Genomic DNA, 26,295 nt, shown 5'->3' on the forward strand with positions numbered 1-26,295 from the left:
ACCGAGGAGATCCTGAGATGAGCGACAAGCCCCTCGCCGGCAAGACGATCCTGATGTCGGGCGGCAGCCGCGGCATCGGCCTCGCGATCGCGCTGCGCGCGGCGCGCGACGGTGCCAACATCGCCCTGCTGGCCAAGACCGACACGCCCCACCCCAAGCTCGAAGGCACCGTGCACTCGGCCGCGGAAGAGATCCGCGCGGCCGGCGGCAACGCACTGCCGATCGTCGGCGACGTGCGCAACGACGACGACGTGACCGAGGCCGTGCTCAAGACGCAGGGCGAGTTCGGCGGCATCGACATCGTCGTGAACAACGCCTCGGTCATCGACCTGTCGCGCTCGCTCGACCTCGACGCCAAGAAGTACGACCTCATGCAGGACGTCAACGTGCGCGGCACGTTCATGCTCTCGCGGGCAGCGGTGCCGATTCTGAAGGATGCCGCGAACCCGCACATCCTCTCGCTCTCGCCGCCGCTCAACCTGTCGCCGAAGTGGCTCGGCGGGCACACCGGATACACCCTGGCGAAGTACGGCATGACGATGGTCACGCTGGGGATGGCCGCGGAGTTCGCCGAGGCGGGGATCGCCGCGAACACGCTGTGGCCGCGCACGACGATCGCGACCGCCGCGGTGCAGTTCGCGCTGGGCGGCGACCGCATGATGAAGGTCAGCCGCACCCCCGAGATCTACGCCGACGCGGCGTACGAGGTGTTCACCCGGCCCTCGCGCGCGTACACCGGGCAGACGCTCATCGTCGAGGACGTGCTCGAGGCCTCCGGCGTCACCGACTTCTCCGGGTACGCCGCGGTTCCCGGCACCCCCGACGAGGCGCTGTTCCCCGACATCTTCCTGAACTGACGTCGCCGGCTCCTGAGCTGACGTCGCCGGCGGATCCGAGGTCTCGCCGAGGCCGAGGATTCGCCGCGAGGCCGGGGCCGTCGTCGTCGGTCTCGGCGGGGATCCCCTGTCTCGCGCGATCGCGGCGGCGTAGCGTGGGGCCATGGCGGTGCGGAGCCTGTTCCCGATCCTGCTGGCACGCGAGCTCCCCGAGCTCGTGAGCTTCTACGAGCGCGCGCTCGGCGGGGTCGTCGACTACCGGTTCGCCGACGAGAACGGCGCCGACGCGTACGTGTCGCTGAAGATCGACGGGGTCCCGCTCGGGATCGGCCGCGACGAGGACGCTCTGCCGCCCGGCGGCGGCGAGAGGGTCGCACTGTGGTTCTACGTCGACGACGTCGACCGCGCATTCAGGGCGTGGGTGCGCGCCGGCGGTCACCCGATCCAGCCGCCGGAGGACATGCCGTGGGGCGAGCGCGTCGCGCAGGTGCGCGACCCCGCCGGCAACCTCGTCAACCTCGGCGCAGAGGCCCCCGCGGCCGAGGGCTGAGGCACGCCGCGCGCGGCCGCGACGCCGGCGCCGCAGCATCCGCCCCCCTCCGCGCCTTCCGCACGCACGCCGAAGGCGCCGTCGGCGACCTTGCGCGACGGCGTTGGCGAGGATGATTCTCAAAAAGTAAAAATCCGCTGAAACACTGGCGTGGTGACGTTACCAGTGTTAGCTTTCGTTCGGAATCAGAGGACGGCCTGCTCACCGGAGAGCACAACGATGCGACGCCGCATCGCCGCGGTACTTCCGGATGTGTCTCTGTTCGTTCCGACGCGCGTTCCGACGCGCCGACGACTGATCCGCCCCACGCTCTGCACGGCACCATGTGCAGCGCGTCTCGCCGCCGGGGCACCGCTTCGGCGTCACGGAATCCATGGAAGGATCTGCAATCCCATGAAGCGCTTCACCAAGCTGACCGCGGGAGCCCTCGTGCTCGCCGTTCCCCTCGCTCTGACCCTGACCTCCTGCAGCGGGGGGTCGGGCGGCGGCTCCGGCGAGGGAGACGGGGACGAGACGCTCACCGTCTGGACCTGGGACCCCGCCTTCAACATCTACGCGATGGAGGAGGCCGAGAAGGTCTACCAGAAGGATCACCCCGACTTCGCACTCGACATCGTCGAGGTGCCGTGGGACGACCTCCAGACCAAGCTCACGACGATCGCGCAGTCGCAGGCGTTCGACGAGCTGCCCGACATCTTCCTGATGCAGAACAACGCGTTCCAGAAGAACGGGATCAACTACCCCGACCTGTTCTCGGACTTCAGCGACTCCGACATCGACTTCTCGGAGTTCCCGCAGTCGGTCGTCGACTACTCCACGATCGATGACATCAACTACGGCGTGCCCTTCGACGCCGGCACCGCGATCACGGCGCTGCGCACCGACGTGCTCCAGGAGGCGGGCTACACCGTCGACGACTTCACCGACATCACGTGGGACGAGTACCTCACGATCGGCAAGGACGTGCTCGCCAAGACGGGGCAGCCGCTGCTGTCGGGCCAGGCCGGCTCCGCCGACATCCCGATGATGATGCTGCAGTCCGCCGGCGCCAGCCTGTTCGACGACGAGGGCAACCCCACCATCGTCGACAACGCCGCGCTCGAAGCGGCCATCGACACGTACACGCAGCTCGTCGAGGCGGGCGTGCTCGTCGAGGTCAACTCGTGGGACGAGTACATCGGCACGCTCGTGAACGGAACCGTCGGCGGCACGATCAACGGCGTGTGGATCGTCGGCTCGATCCAGACCGCCGAGGACCAGGACGGCAAGTGGGGCGTCACGAACCTCCCCAAGCTCGACTCGGTGTCGGGGGCGACGAACTACTCCGCGAACGGCGGATCGTCCTGGGCGATCTCGTCGACGGCCGACGTCGAGCTCGCGTCGGACTTCCTCGGCGCGACCTTCGCCGGCTCGACCGACCTGTACGACACGATCCTGCCGAAGGCCGGCGCGGTCGCGAACTGGATCCCGGCCGGTGACAGCGACGTCTACAACGAGCCGATCGCGTTCTTCGGCGGTCAGCCGATCTTCGCCGACGTCGTGAAGTTCGGCCCGGAGGTCCCGTCGAACAACACGGGTGCGTACTACTACGAGGCACGCGACGCGGTGAGCACGGCCATGACGCAGATCATGGGCGGCACCGACATGACGACCGCGCTCGAAGAGGCGCAGGCCAACGTCGAGTTCGCGATGGAGTAACCACGCGAGACGGTCCGGCGGGGCGGCGAACCCCGCCCCGCCGGACCGGAACCGTGGCCCTGACCGCCCAAGGAAAAGAGACGACGCCGTGGCCTCCGACGTGAAGACGCGCACCAAGAATGCGAGCAGGCGCAATCAGCCGCCGCCGCTGAACAACTACATCGGCGACCGCAAGCCGTGGCTCAACAACGCCCGCCGCCGCAGCCTCACCGGATGGGGGTTCCTGCTCCCCGCCGCCCTGCTCATCCTCTTCATGAGCTTCATCCCGATGGCGCAGGCCTTCGTCCTGTCGCTGCAGACCGGACGCGGCACGCGCCTCGAGTTCGCCGACCCGCTCTGGTACAACTACGAGCGCCTGCTGAACGACGACGTCTTCCGCCTCACGCTGACGAACACGTTCATCTACCTGATCATCCAGGTGCCCATCATGCTGGCGCTGGCACTGGTGCTGGCGAACCTGCTCAACAACCCCAAGCTCCGGTTCAAGGCGGTGTGGCGGACCGCGATCTTCCTGCCCTGCGCCGTGTCGCTGGTGTCGTACTCGCTGGTGTTCCGCACGCTCTTCGCCAATGACGGCTTCGTCAACGACCTGCTCATGTCGATCGGCGCCATCGGCGGCCCGATCAACTGGCTCGGCCAGCCCGAGACCGCCCGGTTCGTCATCATCCTGGGCCTGCTCTGGCGCTGGACCGGCTACAACATGGTCTTCTACCTCGCAGCCCTGCAGAACATCGACCAGTCCAGCATCGAGGCTGCCCGCATGGACGGGGCGAACGCGTTCCAGACGTTCTGGTACGTCACCGTGCCGCAGCTCAAGCCCATGATCGTGCTCACGGCGATCCTGTCGATCAACGGCACCCTGCAGATGTTCGACGAGTCATGGGCGCTGACCCAGGGCGGCCCCGCCCACCAGACCATGTCGATGGCGCACTACCTCTACGAGGTGTCGTTCCAGAAGAACCCCAACTTCGGCTATGCCGCGGCGATCTCGTACGTGATCCTCATGCTCGTCGCCATCCTCTCGTTCATCCAGATGAAGGTCGGTGACAAGCGTGATTAACAAGCTCCGCAGTCTTCCCGGATACGCCCTGCTGGCGATCTGGGCCCTGTTCTCGGTCTTCCCGCTCTACTTCATGGCCGTCTCTGCCACGAACACCAGCAAGGACGTGCTGTCGTCACGGATGCTGCCGGGCACCGCCCTCTTCGAGAACATCGCGGCCCTCTTCTCGACGCAGGACGTCGTAGGCGCGATGACGAACTCGTTCCTCATCGCGGTGGGCACGACGATCCTCGCGCTGACGGTGTGCTCCATCGCCGGCTACGGCTTCGAGGTCTATCACTCCAAGGGCAAGGACGTCGTCATGGCGATCCTGCTGCTCGCGATGATGATCCCGTTCGCCGCGACGATGATCCCGCTCTTCCAGCTGTTCGCGCGCGTCGGGATGGTCAACTCGCTGTGGGCCGTCGTCATCCCCATGATCTCGACGCCGTTCCTCATCCTGCTGTTCCGGCAGGCGTCCCGGTCGTTCCCGCACGAGATCATCGAGGCGGCGCGCATCGACGGGCTGAGCGAGCTGTCGATCTTCGCGCGGATCTACGTCCCCACGATGAAGTCGACCTTCGCGGCCGCCGCCGTCATCACGTTCATGATGGCGTGGAACAACTTCCTGTGGCCGAAGGTGATCCTCGTCAACAACAGCGTGCTGACGATGCCGATGCTCACCGCGAACATCAGCGCCGGGTACGTCACCGACTACGGCGTGCTGATGCTCGCCGTGCTGCTGTCGTCGCTGCCGACGATGATCGTGTTCCTCCTGCTGCAGCGGCAGTTCGCGCAGGGCATCACGGGGGCGGTCAAGTGACCCTCGACTCCATCGGCATCCGCATCGAGAGCACGGAAGAGGAGGGCGTGATGTTCGACGCCACGCGGATCGCGGATCCCCGGTTCGTCCAGGAGAATCGCCGCCCCGCCCACTCGGACCACCGCTGGTTCCGGTCGGCGGCCGAGGCGGCGGACGGCGACAGCGGCTACGAGCAGTCGCTCAGCGGCCGCTGGAAGATCCACTACGCGAAGAACCCCGCCGCCGCCCCGGCCGGCTTCTTCCACCCGGAGCACGACTGCGAGAGCTGGGACGACATCCCGGTCCCCGCGCACATCCAGCTGCACGGCTACGACCGCCCGCAGTACGTCAACGTCCAGTACCCCTGGGACGGCGTCGAGCAGATCGACCCGGGCGAGGTGCCCGAGCGCTACAACCCCGTCGCCTCCTACGTGCGGAGCTTCGTGCTCGACCGGCCCGTCGAGGACGGCGAGACCGTGAGCATCAGCTTCCTGGGTGCCGAGAGCGCGATCGCGGTCTGGCTCAACGGGCGCTACCTCGGATACGCCACCGACAGCTTCACGCCGTCGGAGTTCGACGTGACCGACGCGCTGGTCGAGGGGGAGAACAAGCTCGCCGCGCAGGTGTTCAAGTTCTCCAGCGGCTCGTGGCTCGAGGACCAGGACTTCTTCCGGTTCTCCGGCCTGTTCCGCGACGTCGTCCTGTATCGGCGTCCCCGTGCGCACGTCGAAGACCTCCGGATCGACGTCGACCTCGCCCCCGACGCCGGGTCCGCCGACATCGCCCTGCGCGTCGATCTGCGCGGCGAGGGGAGCGTCGCGGCCCGCCTGGCCGGGGTCGGACCACTCGAGGCCCACGGCGACGGCGGCTTCGGCATCCGTCTCGAGGATCCTCGGCTGTGGAGCCCCGAGGACCCGTGGCTGTACGAGGCCGAGATCGAGGTGCGAGACGCCGCGGGCGAGGTGACCGAGGTCATCGTGCAGCGCGTCGGCGTGCGGCGCTTCGCGATCGAGGACGGGCTGCTGAAGCTCAACGGGCGGCGTGTGGTCTTCTTCGGGGTGAACCGGCACGAGTTCGGTCTCGCCGGGCGCGTGCAGACCGCGGGCGAGATCGAGGCCGACCTCCTCGCCCTCAAGGCCGTCGGCGTGAACGCCGTGCGCACCAGCCACTATCCGAACAGCACGGTGTTCTACGAGCTCGCGGACCGGCACGGGCTCATGGTCATCGACGAGATGAACCTCGAGAGCCACGGCGTCTGGGACCGCATCCGCAAGCTCGGCGCGCCGGTCGAAGACGCCGTCCCCGGCGATCGCCCCGAGTGGCGGCCGGCGCTGATGGATCGCGCGGCGAGCATGTTCGAGCGCGACAAGAACCACCCGAGCGTCGTGATGTGGTCGTGCGGGAACGAGTCGTTCGGCGGCACGAACCTGCGCGACGTCGCCGCGTGGTTCCGCGAGGTCGACAGCCGCCCGGTGCACTACGAGGGCGTGTTCTGGGACCCGCGCTACGAGGAGACGACCGACGTCGCGAGCCAGATGTACACCCCCGCCGCGGAGGTGGAGGAGTACCTGCGTCACCGCAGGGACAAGCCGTTCATCCTGTGCGAGTACGCCCACGCCATGGGCAACTCGTTCGGCGCCGTCGACGAGTACATCGAGCTGGCCTACCGCGAGCCGCTGTTCCAGGGCGGGTTCATCTGGGACTTCGCCGACCAGGCGATCGCCCTGACCGACCGGTACGGCAGGGAGTACTACGGCTACGGCGGCGACTTCGGCGACTCCCCGAACGACGCCGAGTTCTGCGGCAACGGCATCTTCTTCACCGACCACTCGCCGACGCCGAAGCTCCAGGAGGTCGCGTACCTCTACCAGGGCTTCAAGATCCGCATCGACGACGACGGCTTCACGGTGCACAACCGTCTGCTCTCGACGTCCAGCGCCGCGTACCGCTGCGTCGTGACGCTCTCGCGCGAGGGACGGATGCTGCGCCGCGAAGACGTCGAGACCGACATCGCCGCCGGCGACACCGGTCGCGTCGCCCTCCCCATCGCGGTCCCCGCCGCGCCCGGGGAGTACGCGATCGACGTGTCGTTCCGCCTGCGGGCGGCGACGGCGTGGGCCACGGAAGGACACGAGGTCGCGTACGAGCAGCGGGTCGTCCAGGTCGGCGAGCCGCCTGCGCGGGTCGCCGCGCCGGCGCCCGAGCTCATCCGCGGCGCGCACAACATCGGGGTGCGCGGTGCCGGCTTCAGCACCCTGTTCTCGACGCTGTACGGCGGGCTCACCTCCTATCGGTTCGGCATGACGTCGGACGGCGGGCGGGAGCTGCTCAAGGGGATGCCGCGGCCGCACTTCTGGCACGCGCCGACCTCGAACGAGCGCGGGTGGGAGGCGCCCTTCGAGGACGGCCAGTGGCTGCTCGCCAGCCGCTACGGGCGCGTGCGCGACCCGCTGACCCGCACGCGGGTCGAGCAGGACGCCGCCGCGGTGACGGTGACGTACGAATACGAGCTGCCGACGCGGCCGGCCACGACGTGCGACGTGACATACCGCGTCGACGGTTCTGGCCGCGTCGAGGTGACGCAGACGCTGCACCTGGTCGAGGGCCTGCCGAGCCTGCCCGAGTTCGGGATGCTGCTCGCCACGCTGCCGGAGTTCCGCCGGCTGCGGTGGTACGGCGACGGGCCCGAGGAGTGCTACGTCGACCGCCGCGGCGGGGCACGCCTGGGCGTGTACGATCGCGACGTGACGACGGAGCTCACCCCCTATCTGCGTCCGCAGGAGGCGGGAAGCCGCACCGGCGTGCGGTGGGCCGAGGTCACCGACGGCAGGGGAGCGGGTCTGCGCGTCGAGTCCGCCGGGGGCATGGAGTTCTCGGCGCTGCCGTGGACGCCGGACGAAGTGGAGAACGCCCTGCACCAGACCGAGCTGCCGCCGATCCACCGCACCGTGCTGCGGCCGGCGCTCATGCGGCGCGGCGTGGGCGGCGATGACACGTGGGGTGCGCGCACGCTCGCGAAGTACCACCTGCCGACCAGCGGAGCCCTCGTGTTCGACTTCGCCTTCCAAGGGGTCTGAGAGTGCAGGAGCGCCGCACCTCGCTGCGTGACGTGGCGCAGGCCGTCGGCGTATCCGTGCAGACGGTCTCCCGCGTCGCGAACGGCGAGCCGAACGTGGCGCCCGAGAAGCGCGAGCTCGTCCTCGCCAAGATGCGTGAGCTGGGCTACCGCCCCAATGCGGCGGCCCGCGCCATCCGGCGCGGGTCGTTCCGCACGGTCGGTGTCGTGTACCACAGCCTGCATTCCGTGGGCACCCACCGCTCGCTCGAGGAGATCTCCGAGCGGGCCGCCGAGAGCGGCTACGCGACGACGCTCATGCCGTTGGCCGCGTCCTCCGGGCAGGCGGCCAACGGGGCCTTCACGCGACTGGGGGAGATGGCCGTCGACGTGCTGATCGTCATCCTCCCCGCCCCGTTCGGCATCGACGAGGCGCTCCAGCTTCCGGAGGGGGTGCCGGCGGTGATCCTCGGCCCGCCGCTCGTCGACGGCGTCGCCACCGTCGACTTCGATCAGGACGTCGGCGCGCGCCAGGCGGTGGGGTACCTGCTCGATCTCGGCCACCAGACGGTGCACCACATCACCGGCCCGCCCGGCTCGTTCTCCGCGGCGTCGCGGCTCGACGCCTGGCGCGCCGTGCTCGCCGAGCGCGGTCGTGTGCTTCCGGCGGCCAGGCCCGGGGACTGGAGCCCCGGATCGGGTTACCGCGCGATGCGGCAGCTGCTCGCCGAGGAGCGACCCACCGCCGTCTTCGCGGCGAACGACCAGATGGCGCTGGGCGCCTACCGTGCGATCATCGAGGCCGGCCTGCGGATTCCGCAGGACGTGTCGGTCCTCGGATTCGACGACATCGACGAGGCCGAGATGTTCGCCCCGCCACTCACGACCGTGCGTCAGGACTGGGGTCTGCTCGGCCGCGAGTCGCTTCGCGTCGCGCTCGAGATGGAGCGCGGCGCGCCGCCTGAGCAGGTGCAGCTGGCGACGCAGCTGGTGCTGCGCGCATCGACCGCCGCACCCGCGGGCTGAGGGGCCCGGGGCTCAGATCAGGCCGAGGCGGCGGAACGCGTTCGCGATCCCGTCGTCGAGCACGTCGGTCGTGACGAAGTCGGCGAGCTCCTTGAGCTCGGGCTGGGCGTTGCCCATCGCCACCGCGACGCCGCACACCTGGAACATCTCGATGTCGTTCCAGCTGTCGCCCACCGCGATCGCGTCGGTGGCGTCCATGCCCAGGTGCGCCAGCAGCAGCTCGATCGCCGATCCCTTGGTCGTGTCGCGCTCGCTGATCTCGCCGTTCGAGCCGCCCGGCAGCGGCATGCTCCCCGGCACGATCAGGAATTCGTCGCCGAGGTCCTCCCGCAGCTCGTCGAGACCTTCGGGGTGGTCGCTCACGAAGACGGCCTTGTCGATGCGGGTGAGGTCCGCTTCATCGACGCCGGGGAACGTGCGCTGCGCGAGACCGACCAGGGAGTCCTCGGGCCGCACCTGCCGACCCGCCGCCTCACGCGCCTCGAGCGCCGCAGCGTAGTCCCGCATCAGCTCGGCCATGTCGTCCGACGCGTAGACCGCATCGCGGGTCTGCAGGAAGTAGCGGATGCCTCGACTCCGCAGCGCCGTGAGCATGCGGTCCGTCGCGGCGGGCGACAGCGGGCGGTCGACCACCACGTCTCCGCCCGACACGACCAGCGCGCCCGAGTTGGTGACCGCGCCGTCGAAGCCGATCGCGGCGACATCCGGATGGATGTCGGAGGCCGACCGGCCGGTGCTCAGGTACACCAGGTGCCCGGCCTCGCGCACCGCGCGGATGGCCGGGCCGGTCGACGGCGACACGTGCGAGCCGTGCTCGAGGAGGGTTCCGTCGACATCGAGGAAGATGATCCGCCGGCAGTCGGCAGGGGGCGGGGTCGCAGCTGGGCCCACGCGCCCGGAGGCTCCGGGCGACGCGCCAGCGGCGTCTGGAGGGGGCGTGGGGACCGTCGTCATGTCAGTGCTTGTTCCCGCTGAAGAGGAGGATGCCGCCGAGGCCGATCATGAGGCCGCCTCCGGTGGCCGACAGGGTGGAGATGCGCTTCGGGGAGCGCCCGAACCATTCGCGCGCACCGGCAGCGATGAGCGCCCAGATGCCGTCGGAGATGAGGGCGATGACGAAGAACACGAGTCCGAGCTCGATCATCTGGAGCGGAACCATGCCGGCGTTCAGATCGACGAACTGGGGGAGCACCGCGACGAAGAACGCGATCGTCTTGGGGTTGGTGATGCCGACGACGAACCCCTCGCCGAGCTGGCGCCAGGCCGAGCGCGGCGGTGCGCCGCCGTTCGCCTCCGCGGCGGCGCGATGACGGTGGCGGATCGCCTGCACGCCGAGGTACATGAGGTAGAGCGCGCCGGCGACCTTGACGATCGTGAAGAGCACGACCGACTGCGCGACGATGCCGCCGACGCCGATCGCGACGAGGCCGATGATCGGCAGCAGGCCGAGTGCGTTGCCGAGCACGCTGAGCAGCCCGCCGATGCGGCCGAGGGCGAGCGCGCGCCCGATCGTGAAGAGCACGCTCGGGCCTGGGATCACGATCAGGACGAGGGCGGCGAGCGTGAAGGCGAGAAGGTTCGGGGCGGGCACCACAGGCCGAGCCTAGTCCGGGCGCGGGGATCGGCCACCGTCCAGGCGTGTCCGCGTACCCTGGACGCATGACCGAATCCCCTGTGCGCACGACAAAACCGAGGCAGGTGCGTCCGGCGACCGAGGGATGGACGCAGAAGAAGGATGCCGAGGGCCGGCCCCTCCTGCAGTTCGCGAGTCCGAAGCGCGGCAAGCCGCCCGTGCACATGGCCGACTTCACCCCAGAGCAGCGCGTCGAGAAGGTCAAGGAGCTCGGACTCCCCGGCTTCCGGGCGAAGCAGCTCGAGAAGCACTACTTCCAGCACTGGACCCACAATCCCGCCGACATGACGGACCTCCCCGCCGAGGGCCGCGAGGAGTTCGTGCACGGCATGCTGCCGGCTCTCCTCACCGAGGTGCGCAGGCTCGAGACCGACCGCGGCGACACGATCAAGTTCCTGTGGAAGCTGCACGACGGCGCGCTCGTCGAGTCCGTGCTCATGCGCTACCCCGGCCGCATCACGCTGTGCGTCTCTTCGCAGGCCGGCTGCGGCATGAACTGCCCGTTCTGCGCGACCGGCCAGGCCGGCCTCACGCGCAACATGTCGGCGGCCGAGATCGTCGAGCAGGTCGTGCGCGCCAACCGCCTCATCGCCGACGGCGGCCTCGGCGGCAAGAAGAAGGACGACCACTCCGCCGACCGGGTGTCGAACATCGTCTTCATGGGCATGGGTGAGCCGCTCGCGAACTACGCCCGCGTGATGCAGGCCGTCCGCGTCATGACCGACAAGCAGCACGGCCTCGGCATGAGCGCTCGCGGCATCACCGTCTCGACGGTCGGCCTCGTGCCCGCGATCACGAAGCTCGCCGCCGAGGACATCCCCGTGACGTTCGCCCTCTCGCTGCACGCGCCCGACGACAAGCTGCGCGACGAGCTCATCCCGGTGAACTCACGCTGGAAGGTCGACGAGGCGCTCGACGCCGCGCGCGCCTATTTCGACAAGACGGGCCGCCGCGTCTCGATCGAGTACGCGCTCATCAAGGACATGAACGACCACGGCTGGCGCGCCGACCTGCTGGCGAAGAAGCTCAACGACCGTGGCCGCGGCTGGGTGCACGTGAACCCCATCCCGCTGAACCCGACGCCCGGCTCGATCTGGACCGCGTCCGACGTCGACGTGCAGAACGAGTTCGTCCGCCGCCTCAACGACGCCGGCATCCCGACGACCCTGCGCGACACCCGCGGCAAGGAGATCGACGGCGCGTGCGGCCAGCTCGTCGCCACCGAAGAGGACGAGGCGGTCGCCGCGGTGACCCCGCTCGAGGACTGACCCGTCCGGAGAACGCACCCGACCGGCCTTCGGAAACCTGCGAAGTCCGGACTTCGCGCGCCGGGGCACGGTGCCCGTCCGGGGCGGTCCGGGGCGGTCCGGGAAACGCACCCGACCGGCCTTCGGAGACCTGCGAAGTCCGGACTTCGCGCGCCGAGGTAGGGTGCCCGTCCAGGGGCGGTCCAGGAAACGCACCTGACCGGCCTTCAGTACCTGCGAAGTCCGGACTTCGCGCGCCGGGGTAGGGCCCCCGTCCGGGGGCGGTCCAGGAAACGCACCTGACCGGCCTTCAGTACCTGCGAAGTCCGGACTTCGCGCGCCGGGGCACGGTGCCCGTCCGGGGACGGTCCGGGAAGCGCTGCGTCCCGACCTCCAGATCCTGCGAAGTCCGGACTTCGCGCTCGGCGAGGACGGGATGACGGATGCCGCGACCCGGGGGATCCGGGATCTCACGCTTCTCTAATACACCTGGTCCACAGGTTGCCCGCTCTATGGTGTGCGGATGTCTTCTTACTCCGCACACCGGCCGGGCCGGTTCGGCTCCGACGGCCGGATCGAGTTCGAGACGGACGGCGAGCAGGCCGAGGATCTGTACCTCGACGACGTGCGCGCCCAGCAGGCGGCCGGTGAGCCCGGGGCCGACCAGCGCCCCGGCGACGACGGTCCCGAGGACCCGTTCCCGGTGACGAAGGACCTCCTCGAGGACGCCCTTGCGATGAACCCGACGCAGCCGATCGCCGTGGCCGAGCCGGTCGTGGCGAAGCAGACGACGACCATCGGCGAGTGGGGCGCCGTCGACGAGCCGCGTGAGGATGAGCCCGTCGCCGAGGAAGCCTCGCGCGATGAGGAGCCGGAGGCGGCAGCATCCGTTCCTCCCGTCCGCGCGAAGCGTGCGAAGCGCCCGCGTCGAGAGCGGACCTCGGGCTGGCGCAAACTCGCGATCCTCGGCGGCGCCGACGGATCGGTGCTCGACGAGGTGCCGACCGAGACGCCGCGCTTCGTGCAGATGTTCTTCGTGATCGCGGGCACCGCCCTGATCTCGGCGATCTCGATGTACTTCGCGCTCACTACGGGAGTGCGGATCGTGGCCTGGGGCGCGCTGCCCCTCGCGATCGTGTGGGCGCTCATCATCTTCAATCTCGACCGCTTCCTCACCTCGACGATGCGCTCGTCGCAGAGCATCGGGCGGCTGATCGCCCTCGCGATCCCCCGCGTCATCATGGCCGCCGTCATCGGCATCGTCGTGGCCGAGCCGCTCGTGCTGCAGATCTTCCACAACGACATCGCACGCGAGGTGAACGCGACGAACATCACCCAGGCGCAGTCGGATCAGGACGCCGTCACCTCCGGACCCGAGAAGCAGGCGCTGGATGCCGCGAGCGAACGTGTCGCGGCGCTCGAGAGCCAGGCGGCCAGCGGTGTCGTGGCGGGCGCCGACACCACGTCGGCGTCGACGGCATCGGCACAGCAGACCGTGGACGACCTCACCGCGAAGCTCGCCGCGCAGCAGCAGGTCATCGACCAGGCACGCGCGATCTACCAGTGCGAACTGACCGGACAGGGTGCCGGCGAGGTGCAGGGATGCAGCGGCGTGGCCGGCGAAGGCGCGAGCTCGGATGCCGCCGAGGCGCAGCTCGCAGCCGCCCAGGCGGCGTATGACGACCTGAACTCCCAGCTGACGGCGGCCCAGGCGGACCTCGCCGCCGCGCAGGCCGCGGGCACGGCGGACGCCGGCGCATCGGAGGCGACGAACAAGCAGCAGGCCAGGGACGAGCTGCCCGGCGCGCGCGAGCAGTACCAGGCCGCGCTCGCCGCGTACGACGCCCGTGCCGCCGAGATCGCGAGCGGCAACTCCGGCGCGGTGGGCCTGCTGAGCCAGATCGGCGGGCTGGAGCGACTGTCGGCCCGTGAGCCGATCCTCGCGTGGGCGCACTGGCTCATCGCCGGGCTGTTCTTCATGATCGAGCTGCTCCCGGTGCTCGTGAAGGTGCTCACGAGCTGGGGCGAACCCTCGCTCTACGAGAAGGCCGACGCGCTGCGCCGCCAGGTGGCGCTCGACCGCGTCACGGCGCGCAGCTGGCGCGAGCGCGCCGACATCGCGCAGGGCGCGGAGGCGTAGCCGCCGCATCCACCGTCCCTGCCGGCGCTGCGCGGCCGCGGGATGGGAGCGGTCTCGTGTGTCGCGATATATCGTGTTAGAGTGACCGGCGGGTCGCCGATGGGAGGCGGCCACGCCCCCGTTCCGCCATCAGTGAACGAGACTGCCGCGATGTCGGCGGCCCGTGCGAAGGTGGGTCGGCACCCTCAGATCCGCAGAGGCGGAGCCCTGCCATGGCTCCGCCGCGTCCGGGAGAACTCTCGTGCTGGCAAAGATCCTCGTCCGATATCTCAAACCGTATGGCTGGCTGCTGCTCGGTGTGCTGCTGTTCCAGTCGGCCTCCGCCATCGCCTCGCTGTATCTGCCCAGCTTGAACGCCGACATCATCGACAACGGTGTCTCCAAAGGCGACACCGACTACATCTGGCGCACCGGCATCGTCATGCTGACCGTGTCTCTGGGCCAGATCGTCGCGTCGATCATCGCGACCTTCTTCGCGGCGCGCGCCGCGATGAGGCTCGGCCGCGACATCCGCGACGACATCTTCGAGCGCGTCTCGGGCTTCTCCGAGCGCGAGGTCACCGGCTTCGGCGCCGGCTCGCTCATCACCCGCAACACGAACGACGTGCAGCAGGTGCAGATGCTCGCGATGATGGGCGCGACGTTCCTCGTCACGGCGCCGCTGCTCGCGATCGGCGGCATCGTGCTCGCGATCGAGCAGGCCGCCAGCCTCGCATGGATCATCGCGGTCGCCGTGCCGGTGCTCCTCGTCGTCGCGGGCGTCGTGATCGCCCGCATGGTGCCGCTGTTCCGCAGCTATCAGGGCAAGCTCGACGGCGTGAACCGTGTGATGCGCGAGCAGCTCACCGGCATCCGCGTCATCCGCGCCTTCGTCCGCGAACCCATCGAAGAGGAGCGCTTCCGCGAGGCCAACACCGACATCATGGTCGTCGGCCGCAAGGTCGGGTCGCTGTTCGTAGTGCTGTTCCCCGCGGTCATGCTGATCCTGAACGTCACCGTCATCGGCGTGATCTGGTTCGGCGGCATGCAGGTCGACAGCGGCGAGATCCAGATCGGCACGCTCTTCGCCTTCATGCAGTACGCCATGATCATCCTCTCCGGCGTCATGATGGCGAGCTTCATGACCCTGATGATCCCGCGCGCCGCGGTGTCGGCCGAGCGCGTGGGCGAGGTGCTCGACACGCACTCGTCGCTCGAGCGTCCGTCCGACGCCGTCGGCCGGTTCCCGGCTCCCGGCACCGTCGAATTCCGCGACGTCGCCTTCACGTACCCGGGCGCCGAGCACCCGATCCTGTCGGGCATCAGCTTCCGCGCCGACGCGGGCGAGACCGTCGCCATCGTCGGCTCGACGGGCGCAGGCAAGACCACCCTGATCTCTCTCATCCCACGGCTCTTCGACGCCACCGCCGGCGTCGTCGAGGTCGGCGGGGTCGACGTGCGGCGGGCAGACCTCGACGCCCTGTGGAGCACGATCGGGCTCGTTCCCCAGCGCCCGTTCCTGTTCTCGGGCACCATCGCGTCGAACCTGCGGTTCGGCCGCGAGGACGCGACCGACGCCGAGCTCTGGCGTGCGCTCGAGATCGCCCAGGCGAGCGATTTCGTGAGCCAGATGGAGGCCGGACTCGACTCCCCGATCTCCCAGGGCGGCACGAACGTCTCGGGCGGGCAGCGGCAGCGGCTCGCGATCGCGCGGGCGATCGTTCACCAGCCGCGCGTCCTCGTGTTCGACGACTCGTTCTCGGCGCTCGACCTCACCACCGATGCGCGGCTGAGGCAGGCGCTGTGGCGCGAGCTTCCCGATGTCACCAAGATCGTCGTCGCCCAGCGCGTCTCGACGATCACCGACGCCGATCGCATCGTCGTACTCGACGACGGCGGCATCGTGGGCATCGGCACGCACGAGCAGCTGCTCGAGACGAGCCAGACGTACCGCGAGATCGTGGAATCCCAGCTCGGAGCGGAGGTCGCGCGATGAGCGACGAGAAGGACACCGAGAAGACCCGTCGGCGCGTGCGCCAGGCGGTGGCCGAACTGAGCGCCGAGGAGAAGGCCGAGATCGAGCTCGGCGAGCAGGCGCGCATCGCGGCCGACGACTGGAGCGGCGCGGTCGCCCCGGGCAAGGCCGCGCACTTCTGGCCGGCGTTCCGCCGCCTGATCGGGCTGCTGCGCCCGAACGCCTGGGCGTTCGTGTTCGTGTCGATCCTCGGCTCGATCGGCGTCGTGCTCGCGGTGCTCTCGCCGAAGGTGCTCGGCGAGGCGACCAACATCCTCTTCGAAGGCGTCGTCTCGTCGATGGCGCCCGCCGGCACCACGAAGGAGCAGGTGGTCGCCGGCCTCGAGGCGCAGGGCGAGCAGGACCTCGCCAACATGGTCTCGGCGATGGAGCACTTCGTGCCCGGCGCCGGCGTCGACTTCATGGCGCTCAGTCGCGTGCTGCTGATCGTGCTCGCGCTGTACTTCGCGTCGTCGCTGCTGATGTGGCTGCAGGGCTACGTCATCAACGTGATCATGGTGCGCGTCATGTGGCGCCTGCGCGAAGACGTCGAGGCGAAGATCAACCGCCTGCCGCTGCGCTACTTCGACCGCGTCCAGCGTGGCGAGCTGATCTCCCGAGTCACCAACGACATCGACAACATCACGCAGATGATGCAGCAGTCGCTGTCGCAGGCCCTCACGAGCGTGCTGACCGTGATCGGCGTGCTCATCATGATGCTGACGATCTCGTGGCAGCTGACGCTCGTGGTGCTGGTGAGCTTCCCGCTCATGGGCATCCTGTTCGGCGTCATCGGGCCGCGCTCGCAGAAGGCGTTCGGCATCCAGTGGCGCAAGGTCGGCCGGCTCAACGCGCGTGTCGAGGAGTCGTTCTCGGGCCACGCCCTGGTCAAGGTGTTCGGCCGCGAGCAGGCGTCGCGCGAGGCGTTCCGCGAGGAGAACGAGGAGCTGTACCAGGCCTCGTTCAAGGCGCAGTTCCTCTCGAACATCATGATGCCGGCGATGATGTTCATCGGGAACCTCACCTACGTGGGCATCGCGGTCTTCGGCGCGCTCATGGTGGCCGGGGGGCAGCTGCGCCTCGGCGACGTGCAGGCGTTCATCCAGTACTCGCAGCAGTTCACGCAGCCGCTGGCGGAGCTCGGCGGCATGGCGGCGGTCGTGCAGTCGGGCACGGCCTCGGCCGAGCGCGTGTTCGAACTGCTCGACGAGCCGGAGCAGGAGCCCGACGCCGACGACGCCCCCGCACTCGTCGAGGGTGACGGCACGATCGAGTTCCAGGACGTCGCCTTCTCCTACTCGCCTGACCGACCGCTCATCCACGATCTGTCGTTCCGGGTGGAGCCGGGCCAGACGGTCGCGATCGTGGGTCCGACCGGCGCAGGCAAGACGACGCTCGTCAACCTGCTGATGCGCTTCTACGAGCTCGACGGCGGTCGCATCCTCCTCAACGGGCAGAACATCGCCGACCTCACGCGCCGCGACATCCGCGCCGAGACCGGCATGGTGCTGCAGGACCCGTGGCTGTTCGCCGGCACGATCCGCGAGAACATCCGCTACGGCCGGGCCGACGCCACCGACGACGAGATCCTCGCTGCCGCGCGGGCGACCTACGTCGACCGGTTCGTGCACTCGCTGCCCGACGGGTACGACACGCTCCTCGACGAGGACGCGTCGAACATCTCGGCGGGTGAGAAGCAGCTCATCACGATCGCGCGCGCGTTCGTGGCGCAGCCCTCGGTGCTCATCCTCGACGAGGCGACGAGCTCCGTCGACACCCGCACCGAGCTGCTGCTGCAGCACGCGATGGCAGCCCTCCGCGAGGGACGCACCTCGTTCGTGATCGCGCACCGCCTGTCGACGATCCGGGACGCCGATCTCATCCTCGTGATGGAGAACGGCGGCATCGTCGAGAAGGGCACGCACGACCAGCTCATCGCGGCGAAGGGCGCGTACTTCCGCCTGTACAACTCGCAGTTCGAGCAAGCCGCGGCCGATCTCGACGAGGAGGCCCGCGCCCTGTCCATCGACGCGGAGTCCGGCGAGCGCACCGAGCACGCTGAGGACGACGCCATCGAGGACGAGACCGCCCCGGTCGTCTGATCCATTCGACGCTGCCCGTCCCGATGCACCCATCGGGGCGGGTAGCGTTTTCTCATGGTCAATTACCGGTACCTCGGAAACAGCGGTCTCAAGGTCAGCGAGATCACCTACGGCAACTGGGTCACCCACGGCTCGCAGGTCGACGACTCGGCCGCCATCGCTACGGTTCACGCGGCGCTCGACGCCGGCATCACCACGTTCGACACGGCGGACGTCTATGCGAACACCGCCGCCGAAGAGGTCCTCGGCAAGGCGCTCTCGGGGCAGCGCCGCGAATCCCTCGAGATCTTCACGAAGGTCTACTTCCCGACCGGCCCACAGGGCCCGAACGACACCGGCCTCAGCCGCAAGCACATCTTCGAGTCCATCAACGGGTCGCTGAAGCGCCTCTGCACCGATTACGTCGACCTCTACCAGGCGCACCGCTTCGACTACGAGACGCCGCTCGAGGAGACGTTCCAGGCGTTCGCCGACGTCGTGCGTCAGGGCAAGGCGCTCTACATCGGCGTCTCGGAATGGACCGCCGAGCAGCTGCGCGAGGGCCACGCACTCGCCAAGAGCTACGGCGTGCAGCTCATCTCGAACCAGCCGCAGTACTCGGCGCTGTGGCGCGTCATCGAGGGCAAGGTCGTGCCGGCGTCCGAGGACCTCGGCATCTCGCAGATCGTGTGGTCGCCGATGGCCCAGGGTGTGCTGTCGGGCAAGTACCTGCCGGGGCAGCCGGTGCCCGAGGGCTCGCGCGCGACCGACGACAAGAGCGGCGCCCGCTTCATCCAGGGCTTCCTCCGTGAGGAAGTGCTCGAAGCGGTCCAGCGACTGAAGCCCGTCGCCGAGCAGGCGGGCCTGTCGATGCCGCAGCTCGCGATCGCGTGGGTGCTGCAGAACAAGAACGTCGCGTCCGCGCTGGTGGGGGCATCCCGTCCCGAGCAGCTCGCCGAGACCGTCAAGGCCTCGGGCGTCGTGCTCGACGCCGACACGCTCGCGGCGATCGACACCGCCCTCGGCGACGTCGTGTTCCGCGACCCCGAAGACACCTACACGGTCTCGCCCAAGACCCGTATCGTCTGAGCCGTGATCACCAGCGCCGGCATCCTGCTCTACCGGATCGCGCCCGAACCCGAGGTGCTCATCGCGCACATGGGCGGGCCGTTCTGGGCGAGCAAGGATGCCGGGGCCTGGTCGCTCCCCAAAGGCGAGTTCGCCGAGGCGGAGGAGAGCGCGCTGGATGCTGCGCGCCGCGAGTTCCGCGAAGAGCTCGGCATCGACCCGCCTGAACCGCCCTACGCCGAGCTCGGCACGTTCGCGTACTCGTCGGGCAAGCGCGTGACGGTGTTCGTCGCCGACGGCACCGGGTTCTCGCTCGACGGCCTCGAGTTCGGCGAGTTCGAGCTGGAGTGGCCGCCGCGCTCCGGCAAGACGGCACGGTTCCCCGAGGTCGACCGTGTGGAGTGGACGGATCTGGCCGGTGCCCGTGACCGCCTGGTGAAGGGCCAGCGTCCGGCGATCGACGCGCTCGAGCGCCATCTCGCCGACGCCGCGTCCGCCGGCTGACCCGTCCCGAGCCTCCTCCCCGGGCCCCCTGTCCCGCGAGAGTGCTGCTGGTCGCCGAGAGGGTGGGTGCTTCCCCACCTCTCGTCCACCAGCTGTACTCTCGCGGTCTCTTGCGGGGCGGGGGAGCGCGGCGGAGACTGGCCGGGTTCGACCCGAACGAGAGAGGAACCCCATGGCTCACGGCGACATCACGCACATCGACATCCCGGTCAGCGACTTCGGCAAGGCGACCGCGTTCTACTCCGACCTCTTCGGCTGGCAGATCGCCGAGGTCCCCGGGTTCGAGGGGTACCCGATGTGGCAGGCGCCCAACAAGATCTCGGGCGGCGGCCTCGCCCCGCGCGAGGACGGCTTCACCCAGCCCCGCTCCTACGTCGAAGTCGACTCGATCGACGATGCCGTCGCGAAGGCGAAGGCCGCCGGTGGCGAGCTGCTGCGCGAGAAGAGCGAGATCACGCCGACCAGCTGGTGGGCCGTCATCAGCGACCCTGACGGCAATGTGGTCGGCCTGTTCGAAGGCTCGACGGAGGGCTGAGCCCGCCCCGGATCGACATCCTCATTCGAGGACGAGAGCCGAGATGAGGGGCCGCGAGCCGCATCGACTCCGCATCCCGGCCCGCGTCCTCAGTTGAGGACCGCGGCCGCAGGCAGCGACTGCCCCGGGCTACCGCCCGGCCCGCGTCCTCAGTTGAGGGCCGCGGCCGCAGCCGGCGACCGCCCCGGGCTACCGCCCGCCCCGGGTTACCGCCCGTTCTTCGGGCGGGACGAGACGTCGATCCGGTCCTGCGCGCCGAGCGACGACCAGGCGCTCGCCGTGCCCTTCGCCGCGTGCTCGGAGGCGCGCACGGCGCGCTCGTCGGCCCACGCGTTGAGCACGTGACCGGAGTGGCCCCGCACGTGCTCGAGCTCGACATCGGGGAGGCCGGCCGCCCGACGGGCGTCGCGCGCGGCGATCAGCTGCTCGAGGATGTCGACGTTCTTCGTGGGTGCCCCCGTCGAGGTCTTCCAGCCGCGGCGGCGGTGGCCGTCCATCCACTTCGTGTACGTGTCGATCGCATACTTGGAGTCGGCCTGGATCACGAGGTTCGCGACGTCGCTGTGGTCCTCGATGGCCTTCAGCAGACCCATCAGCTCGCCGACGTTGTTGGTGCCCGAGGGGATCGCGCCGGCCGCCCAGTGCCCGTCCTCGCCGACCCATGCCCACCCCGTCGGTCCGGGGTTGCCCTTGCAGGCTCCGTCGGTGGCAACGATGTAGCGGGTCGCGTCGGTCACTCGGGCAAGGCTACCCGGCCGCGGTCGCTTCCCCGGCCGCGTCGCGGCCTGCGCGCCACTCGGCCGAGAGCTGCGGCATCCGTTCCGCGAGGTACCGGAGGAAGTCCGCGATCTCGTGCGCCCGCGCGGCCGACGCGGGAGCCCCGGGGTTCTCGTCGGCGATGCGGTCGAGCGACGCCGCCAGGGTGGCGTACAGCGGCGCGTTCGCCGTGATCATGCCCGACCACGAGTCCTCGGCGAGGTCGTACCGGTCGCGACGGTCGCCGGGGCGCGAGAGCCGGTGGATGAGCCGCATCGAGACGAGGTAGCGCACCGCCCCCGACACGGCCGCCGCCGACACGCCGAGGCGGTCGGCGAGGTCGGCGGCCGTGTACCCCTCGTCGGGCGAGCCGGCGAGGGCCATCATGACCCGCGCCGGCATGCGCGGCATGCCCACGGCGGTGAGCATCGCCGCGGCCTGCTCCGCCGCCTCGGCGCCGGGGTGCTCGTTCGCCACCACGGTCGCCTACCCGGCCGAGGCCAGCTCGCGCCGCCGCATGAGGGTGAGGGATGCTGCCGCTCCGACTGCGACCGCGAGCACGAGCCACCACATCCCACGCAGATCCACCTCGCTGCCGCTCGGCACCGGGGCGACCGAGAACGGCGACAGGTTCGTCACCCACTCCGGGAGGCCGAGGAGCGGGCCGAAGAGGCCGAAGACGATCGCGGCGGTGACAAGGGTCCAGCCGAGCGGGATCGTCCACCGCGGCGCGATCGTGAAGACGAGAGCGGTCAGGACGAGGAACACGGATGCGGCGATGACCTGCCCCCACGCCGCGACGAACGCGTCGCCGGTCAGGGCGACGCCGTTGTCGAGGCCCGCGGCGCCGGCCCACGCTCCGACGAACGCCGCGGCACATGTCAGGACGATGGCGATGAATCCGACGACGACGAAGTCCGCGAGCCACCGCACGCGCTGCACCGGGGCGGCGAGGACCGGCTCGGCGGTGCCGTGCGCCTCTTCCTGCCTGGCGCGAGCGACGGTCTGCACGCCCGCGCACGCGGCGAGCAGCCCCACCATGGTGAAGAAGACGACGATGACCGCTTGCTCGAGGTCGGCCTCGGCCGAGAGCGCCTTGAGCATGTCGGCGACGGCCGGGTTGTCCGACCCCATCTCGTTCACGACCGCGCCGAGCGAGGTCGAGAGGGCCCCGGCGAAGAAGGCGCCCGCCATCCAGCCGATCGTCGATCCGGTGGCGAGGCGCGTGACCAGCGCCGTCGGCGTCGACAGGGTCGCGCTCGCGGCGGCGCGCCCGCGTCGCTCGGGCACGATGCCCGCGCCGAGGTCGCGCACGGTCTGGAGCGCCAGTCCCACCGCCGCCAGCACGACGAACGCAGCGAGGCAGAGGAGCGCGGGCCACCACAGGTTCTCGTCGAACGCGCGGGTGTTCTCGGCCCATCCGAAGGGTGAGAGCCACGTCAGCCACGAGCTGCGCATGTGGGTGAGGTCGTCGCTCGGCGTGCCGAGGGCGTTCCCGATCCCGGCGATGAAGTAGGTGACCACGAGCACCCACACCGCGAACGAGTTCGCGCCCCGCGAGGTCCGCATGAGCTGTGCCGCCAGGAGCGCGACGCCGAGGTACGTCAGGCCGCCGCACGCCGCCGTGAACCCGGCGAGCCACGACCCCTCGGCAGGCGAGCCGACGGCGAGGAAGGCGGCGGCCACGAGGACGCCCAGAACGACGTTGGCGAGCACGCCGTGGACGATCGTCGCGACCGTCGGCACGGTCCTGCCCGCCGTCGTTGCCGCGACGATTTCGAGGCGCCCCGCCTCCTCGTCGCCGCGCGTGTGGCGCACCGCGAGGAAGGTGCTCATGAACGCCGCCATCATCACGAGGAAGGGCATCAGCAGGAAGACGATGAACGCCTGCTCGCCCGGCCCCGACGGCAGCCCGCGGAACAACAGGATCACCGGGTTGGCCATCACGGTGGCGAGCAGCGCCGTGCGCTCCTCGACCGTGCCGTAGGTCTGAGCGGCGCCGGAGAGGCCGGCCAGCGCGAGCGCCACGGTGCCGGCGATCCACAGCGTCAGCTGCAGCCAGTCCCGCCGCAGCCGGTGCCCGAGCAGCGTCGACAGTCGGCTCATCGGCCGTTCCTCTCCAGCACGGCGAGGTCGTCGCCGTAGTGGCGCAGGAACAGCTCCTCGAGCGAGGGCGGCGCCACGCGCAGTCCCGCCACCCCGAGGCGCGAGAGCTCGGGCAGCATGCCCGAGATCTGATCGCTGTCGACGGTGAAGCGCACGCGGCCGTCTTCGACCAGCGTGTCATGGGCCGCCGCGAGCGCGGCCACGGGCGCAGCATCCGTCCCCTCGAACGAGACCTCCGTGCGCGTGAGGTGACGCATGTCGGCGAGGGTGCCCGATTCGACCACGCGCCCGGCGCGGATGATCGAGACGCGATCGCACAGCTGCTCGACCTCGGAGAGGATGTGGCTCGACAGCAGCACGGTCGCCCCCGCGGCGTGGACGCGCGCGATCTCGCGGCGGAACATCACGTCCATCAGCGGGTCCAGGCCGCTGGTCGGCTCGTCGAGGATGTACAGGTCGGCGGGCACGGCGAAGGCGGCGATGAGCGCGACCTTCTGCCGGTTGCCCTTCGAGTAGGCGCGACCCTTCTTGCGCGGGTCGAACTGGAACGCCTCCATGAGACGCGCCTTCTCGTCGCCGTACGCCTTGTCGTGGCGCGCGGCGCCGCGCAGGCGCGCGAGGAGGTCGATCGCCTCGCCGCCCGACAGATTCGGCCACACGCTCACATCGCCGGGGATGTAGGCGACCCGCCGGTGGATCTTGACGGCGTCGCGCCACGGCTGGAGACCGAACACGGATGCCTCGCCGCCGGTCTTGCGCGCGAGCCCCAGCAGGATCCGGATCGTGGTGGACTTGCCCGCCCCGTTGGGTCCGAGGAACCCGTGCACCTGTCCCTCGTCGACCGCGAGGTCGAGTCCGTCCAGGGCGTGGACGCGGCCGTAGTGCTTGGTGAGGCCGCTCGTGCGGATGACGGTGGTCATGGCGCTGACGGTACGCCGGATTCACAAATTCCTGAATACTCCTCACGCTTTCCTCACGGCCGGCGTGGGGGGAGGGGTTCAGGGCGCCGGCGGCGTCGTGAACTCGATGAGGTCGTCGCGCTCCGCGATGCCAGCGGGATCGCCACAGGAGATCCTTGCCCCGTGTTGAGACGAGGAGTACCTTGTCGCGGGGGATGCGTCACAAGGGAGTGTCGTTATGGGGATAAGTCTGGGGTTTGTCGTGCCGGTTCTCGCGGCGATCAGCGTGTTCGCGCTGCCCGGCTCGCCGCCGGTGGTGGTCGATACGCTGAACGGCCCGCTCGAAGTCGCGAACGGCGATGGGTGGGGGCGTCATCCCGACTCGACGGACGCGGCGGTGGTCGAGCTCGTCGAGGGGCCGGGCACGCCACCTCTCGGTCGAGGTAGCCTCGTGCTCTGGGCGCCAGAGTCGACCGACCGCGCACTGGCGTTCGCGGTGCCGACGGGTGCGCCAGGGCAGCCGCTGCCGACACCGGTCGCGTGGTCCGGGCTGAGCGCCTCCTATGCGACCTACGTGCCGGACGAGGGCGTGGATCCCGTCGGTCGCGTCCCCACACTGCGCATCGTCGGCTACCACTCGCTGACGCCCGAGCTGGCGGGATTCACGACATTGTCGTTCCAGCCCGAGTTCAACGGCACGCTGGAGGTCGATGTCTGGCAGACGTGGGACATCGGACCCGATTCGATCGTTTTCCAGTCGAACTCGTCCGATGCGGGCTTCTGCGTGCAGGCAGATCCGTGCACGCTGGCCGAGTTCGCGGCTCGGTATCCGAACGGCGGCTGGGGTCAAGTTCAGGTGGGCCTCGGCTCGGGCGCGCCGGCCGACTCCCTCTCATTCGCCGACGCCGTCATCGTGCGCGACGGCACGACGGCTGAGTACTCCTACGACTTCGAGATCCCCGCAGAGGCGGCTTCGACGGCATCCGTCGTCGCGGGTGCGGCCACGTCGACGGGCGGTTCGGCGACGGTGACGCTCGCCGCTTCGGAGCTGTCGGCGATGACGACCGTGCCGTTCACCATCATGATGACGCTGCCCGATGGGAGTGTGCAGACGCAGGTGGTCGAGGTCGAGGCGGGCGCGACCCAGGAGGTGTCGGTGCCCGTCCCGTTCGGCACCACCCACGTCGCAGCTTCGGCGCAGAGCGTCGTGCTCGCGGAGGGCGACGTGACGTTCACCGCGCCCACGGCGCCAGTGACACCGCCAGGCGCGGCCGGCGGCGAGCTGCCGCCGACCGGGTTCGATCCGGTCGCTGCTGTGTGGGGCGGTGCGCTGCTGGCCGCCGGGCTCGCCATGGTGACAGTCGCTCGCGTCCGCATCCGTGGCGTGCGGGTGCGGAGCAGCAGTCGCCACAGCTGAGGTTCCGTGGTGAGTTGAGGGCATCGGGCGCGATCGCGCCCCATGCCCTCAGCCTGCGGGCTCCGATCCGATCGGTTGCGCAGTCCGCCTCCGCGCAGATGTATACCTAAAGCCGCGATTTTCCTCGCGGGCAACACCTCAGTAGCATTTATGTATACACTGGCCGAGGTGTCGAACGAGGAGGTGATGCGGATGCGGGCCAGCGACCGCGCCTACGCGACCCTCCTCGACGAGATCCAGTCCGGCATCCTGCGGCCCGGGGCCGTGCTCGGCGAGGTCGAGCAGGCCGCTCGTCTCGGCGTCAGCCGCACGCCCCTGCGCGAAGCGCTGGGCCGGCTCGCGGCCGACGGGCTCGTCGCGCAGCAGTCGCCGCGCGTCACCGTGGTCACCGCGATCGACGCCGACGACATCCGCGAGATCTTCGAGGTGCGCCGCGCCCTCGAGGAGTCCGCCGCGCGGCTCGCCGCAGAGCGCGGGGATGCCGCGGCCTTCGCACAGCTCGCCCACGAGTTCGCCCGGGTCGATCTCGACGGCCACGATGCCGGCGCGGACGGACGCGACGCCTACTACTCGCTCATCGCAGACTTCGACCTGGCCCTCGACGGCGCCGTCGCGAACGACTACCTCACCGCGGCCCTGCGCACGGTGCGCACGCATCTCGTCCGGGTGCGACGGCTCGCACGCGACAACCCCGCCCGGCTCGCAGCATCCGTCGCCGAGCACCGGCTGATCGCCGCCGCGATCTCCGCGCGCGACGCCGATCTCGCCGCCCACGCGACGCACGTCCACCTGCACAACGCGCTGCACAGCATCCTCGAATCCCTCATCGCTTCGACAGGCTCAGCGACCGGAGCACCCGCTGCCGCGCTCGCCGAGCCTGTCGAAGCGCGCCCCCGACTCTGAAAGGCCG

General features: G+C 69.8%; 22 protein-coding genes. 16 read left to right on the forward strand and 6 right to left on the reverse strand.

Annotated features, from left to right (window positions below):
• Window positions 1–17: 17 nt before the first annotated feature.
• The 7 genes from AC3A46_RS11715 to AC3A46_RS11745 all read left to right on the forward strand — a co-directional run bounded on the left by AC3A46_RS11715 (window position 18) and on the right by AC3A46_RS11745 (window position 9,006).
• A complete protein-coding gene (locus tag AC3A46_RS11715; protein WP_487665337.1) occupies window positions 18–857 on the forward strand; it encodes an SDR family oxidoreductase in 840 nt (279 codons plus the stop codon).
• A 142-nt stretch (window positions 858–999) separates the two neighbouring features.
• Window positions 1,000–1,386 carry a VOC family protein gene (locus AC3A46_RS11720; RefSeq protein WP_487665338.1) on the forward strand — a complete coding sequence of 129 codons (387 nt, stop codon included), beginning with the start codon at window positions 1,000–1,002 and terminating at the stop codon, window positions 1,384–1,386.
• A gap of 393 nt (window positions 1,387–1,779) precedes the next feature.
• Window positions 1,780–3,084, forward strand: a complete 1,305-nt coding sequence (locus AC3A46_RS11725; protein WP_487665339.1) for an ABC transporter substrate-binding protein — start codon at window positions 1,780–1,782, stop codon at window positions 3,082–3,084.
• Between the two features lie 88 nt (window positions 3,085–3,172).
• Window positions 3,173–4,144 (forward strand): carbohydrate ABC transporter permease, encoded by a 972-nt coding sequence (locus tag AC3A46_RS11730; protein WP_487665340.1) that lies wholly within the window; start codon window positions 3,173–3,175, stop codon window positions 4,142–4,144.
• Entirely contained in the window at window positions 4,137–4,946 is an 810-nt protein-coding gene (locus AC3A46_RS11735) for a carbohydrate ABC transporter permease (protein ID WP_487665341.1), read from the forward strand. The genes AC3A46_RS11730 and AC3A46_RS11735 overlap by 8 nt, the downstream gene beginning before the upstream one ends.
• A complete protein-coding gene (lacZ, locus tag AC3A46_RS11740) occupies window positions 4,943–8,002 on the forward strand; it encodes a beta-galactosidase, LacZ type (protein WP_487665342.1) in 3,060 nt (1,019 codons plus the stop codon). Before AC3A46_RS11735 ends, lacZ begins: the two co-directional genes overlap by 4 nt.
• 2 nt (window positions 8,003–8,004) lie before the next feature.
• Window positions 8,005–9,006, forward strand: a complete 1,002-nt coding sequence (locus AC3A46_RS11745; protein ID WP_487665343.1) for a LacI family DNA-binding transcriptional regulator — start codon at window positions 8,005–8,007, stop codon at window positions 9,004–9,006.
• A 12-nt stretch (window positions 9,007–9,018) separates the two neighbouring features.
• On the opposite strand, the gene AC3A46_RS11750 is transcribed toward AC3A46_RS11745, so the two are convergent.
• Together AC3A46_RS11750 and AC3A46_RS11755 are read right to left on the reverse strand one after the other, a co-directional pair.
• On the reverse strand, window positions 9,019–9,960 hold the full coding sequence (locus AC3A46_RS11750) for an HAD family hydrolase (RefSeq protein ID WP_487665344.1): 942 nt from the start codon (window positions 9,958–9,960) through the stop codon (window positions 9,019–9,021).
• A gap of 1 nt (window position 9,961) precedes the next feature.
• Window positions 9,962–10,600, reverse strand: coding sequence for a LysE family translocator (locus AC3A46_RS11755; protein WP_487665345.1), 639 nt, complete (start codon window positions 10,598–10,600; stop codon window positions 9,962–9,964).
• A gap of 65 nt (window positions 10,601–10,665) precedes the next feature.
• On the opposite strand from AC3A46_RS11755, the gene rlmN reads away from it, so the two are divergent.
• From rlmN to AC3A46_RS11790, 7 genes are all read left to right on the forward strand, one after another.
• Window positions 10,666–11,907, forward strand: a complete 1,242-nt coding sequence (gene rlmN / locus AC3A46_RS11760) for a dual-specificity RNA methyltransferase RlmN (RefSeq protein ID WP_487665346.1) — start codon at window positions 10,666–10,668, stop codon at window positions 11,905–11,907.
• Window positions 11,908–12,409: 502 nt separating this feature from the next.
• Window positions 12,410–14,026 carry a DUF4407 domain-containing protein gene (locus AC3A46_RS11765; RefSeq protein ID WP_487665347.1) on the forward strand — a complete coding sequence of 539 codons (1,617 nt, stop codon included), beginning with the start codon at window positions 12,410–12,412 and terminating at the stop codon, window positions 14,024–14,026.
• 241 nt (window positions 14,027–14,267) lie between these two features.
• Window positions 14,268–16,001 (forward strand): ABC transporter ATP-binding protein, encoded by a 1,734-nt coding sequence (locus AC3A46_RS11770; protein ID WP_487665348.1) that lies wholly within the window; start codon window positions 14,268–14,270, stop codon window positions 15,999–16,001.
• Window positions 15,998–18,121 (forward strand): ABC transporter ATP-binding protein, encoded by a 2,124-nt coding sequence (locus tag AC3A46_RS11775; RefSeq protein WP_487665349.1) that lies wholly within the window; start codon window positions 15,998–16,000, stop codon window positions 18,119–18,121. Before AC3A46_RS11770 ends, AC3A46_RS11775 begins: the two co-directional genes overlap by 4 nt.
• Before the next feature lie 54 nt (window positions 18,122–18,175).
• Window positions 18,176–19,189, forward strand: coding sequence for an aldo/keto reductase family protein (locus AC3A46_RS11780; RefSeq protein ID WP_487665350.1), 1,014 nt, complete (start codon window positions 18,176–18,178; stop codon window positions 19,187–19,189).
• Between the two features lie 3 nt (window positions 19,190–19,192).
• Window positions 19,193–19,672: an NUDIX hydrolase gene (locus AC3A46_RS11785; RefSeq protein WP_487665351.1), complete on the forward strand. Its 480-nt coding sequence runs from the start codon at window positions 19,193–19,195 to the stop codon at window positions 19,670–19,672.
• 172 nt (window positions 19,673–19,844) lie between these two features.
• Entirely contained in the window at window positions 19,845–20,207 is a 363-nt protein-coding gene (locus AC3A46_RS11790) for a VOC family protein (RefSeq protein ID WP_487665352.1), read from the forward strand.
• A gap of 206 nt (window positions 20,208–20,413) precedes the next feature.
• On the opposite strand, the gene AC3A46_RS11795 is transcribed toward AC3A46_RS11790, so the two are convergent.
• Genes AC3A46_RS11795 through AC3A46_RS11810 form a run of 4 tightly spaced genes read right to left on the reverse strand, consistent with a single transcriptional unit; the run spans window position 20,414 to window position 23,989 of the window.
• The gene (locus AC3A46_RS11795; protein ID WP_487665353.1) at window positions 20,414–20,944 is read right to left on the reverse strand and encodes a ribonuclease H family protein; all 531 of its coding nucleotides are present in this window, start codon (window positions 20,942–20,944) and stop codon (window positions 20,414–20,416) included.
• A gap of 10 nt (window positions 20,945–20,954) precedes the next feature.
• Entirely contained in the window at window positions 20,955–21,440 is a 486-nt protein-coding gene (locus AC3A46_RS11800; RefSeq protein WP_487665354.1) for a GbsR/MarR family transcriptional regulator, read from the reverse strand.
• 9 nt (window positions 21,441–21,449) lie between these two features.
• A complete protein-coding gene (locus AC3A46_RS11805; RefSeq protein WP_487665355.1) occupies window positions 21,450–23,069 on the reverse strand; it encodes an ABC transporter permease in 1,620 nt (539 codons plus the stop codon).
• The gene (locus tag AC3A46_RS11810; RefSeq protein WP_487665356.1) at window positions 23,066–23,989 is read right to left on the reverse strand and encodes an ABC transporter ATP-binding protein; all 924 of its coding nucleotides are present in this window, start codon (window positions 23,987–23,989) and stop codon (window positions 23,066–23,068) included. Before AC3A46_RS11810 ends, AC3A46_RS11805 begins: the two co-directional genes overlap by 4 nt.
• A gap of 241 nt (window positions 23,990–24,230) precedes the next feature.
• Between AC3A46_RS11810 and AC3A46_RS11815 the strand changes: the two genes are divergently transcribed.
• Both AC3A46_RS11815 and AC3A46_RS11820 read left to right on the forward strand, forming a co-directional pair.
• Window positions 24,231–25,385: a hypothetical protein gene (locus AC3A46_RS11815; protein ID WP_487665357.1), complete on the forward strand. Its 1,155-nt coding sequence runs from the start codon at window positions 24,231–24,233 to the stop codon at window positions 25,383–25,385.
• A gap of 192 nt (window positions 25,386–25,577) precedes the next feature.
• Window positions 25,578–26,288: a GntR family transcriptional regulator gene (locus AC3A46_RS11820; RefSeq protein ID WP_487665385.1), complete on the forward strand. Its 711-nt coding sequence runs from the start codon at window positions 25,578–25,580 to the stop codon at window positions 26,286–26,288.
• The last annotated feature ends 7 nt before the right edge of the window (window positions 26,289–26,295 follow it).

This window comes from Microbacterium sp. Soil_C_42 (genome assembly GCF_057656735.1).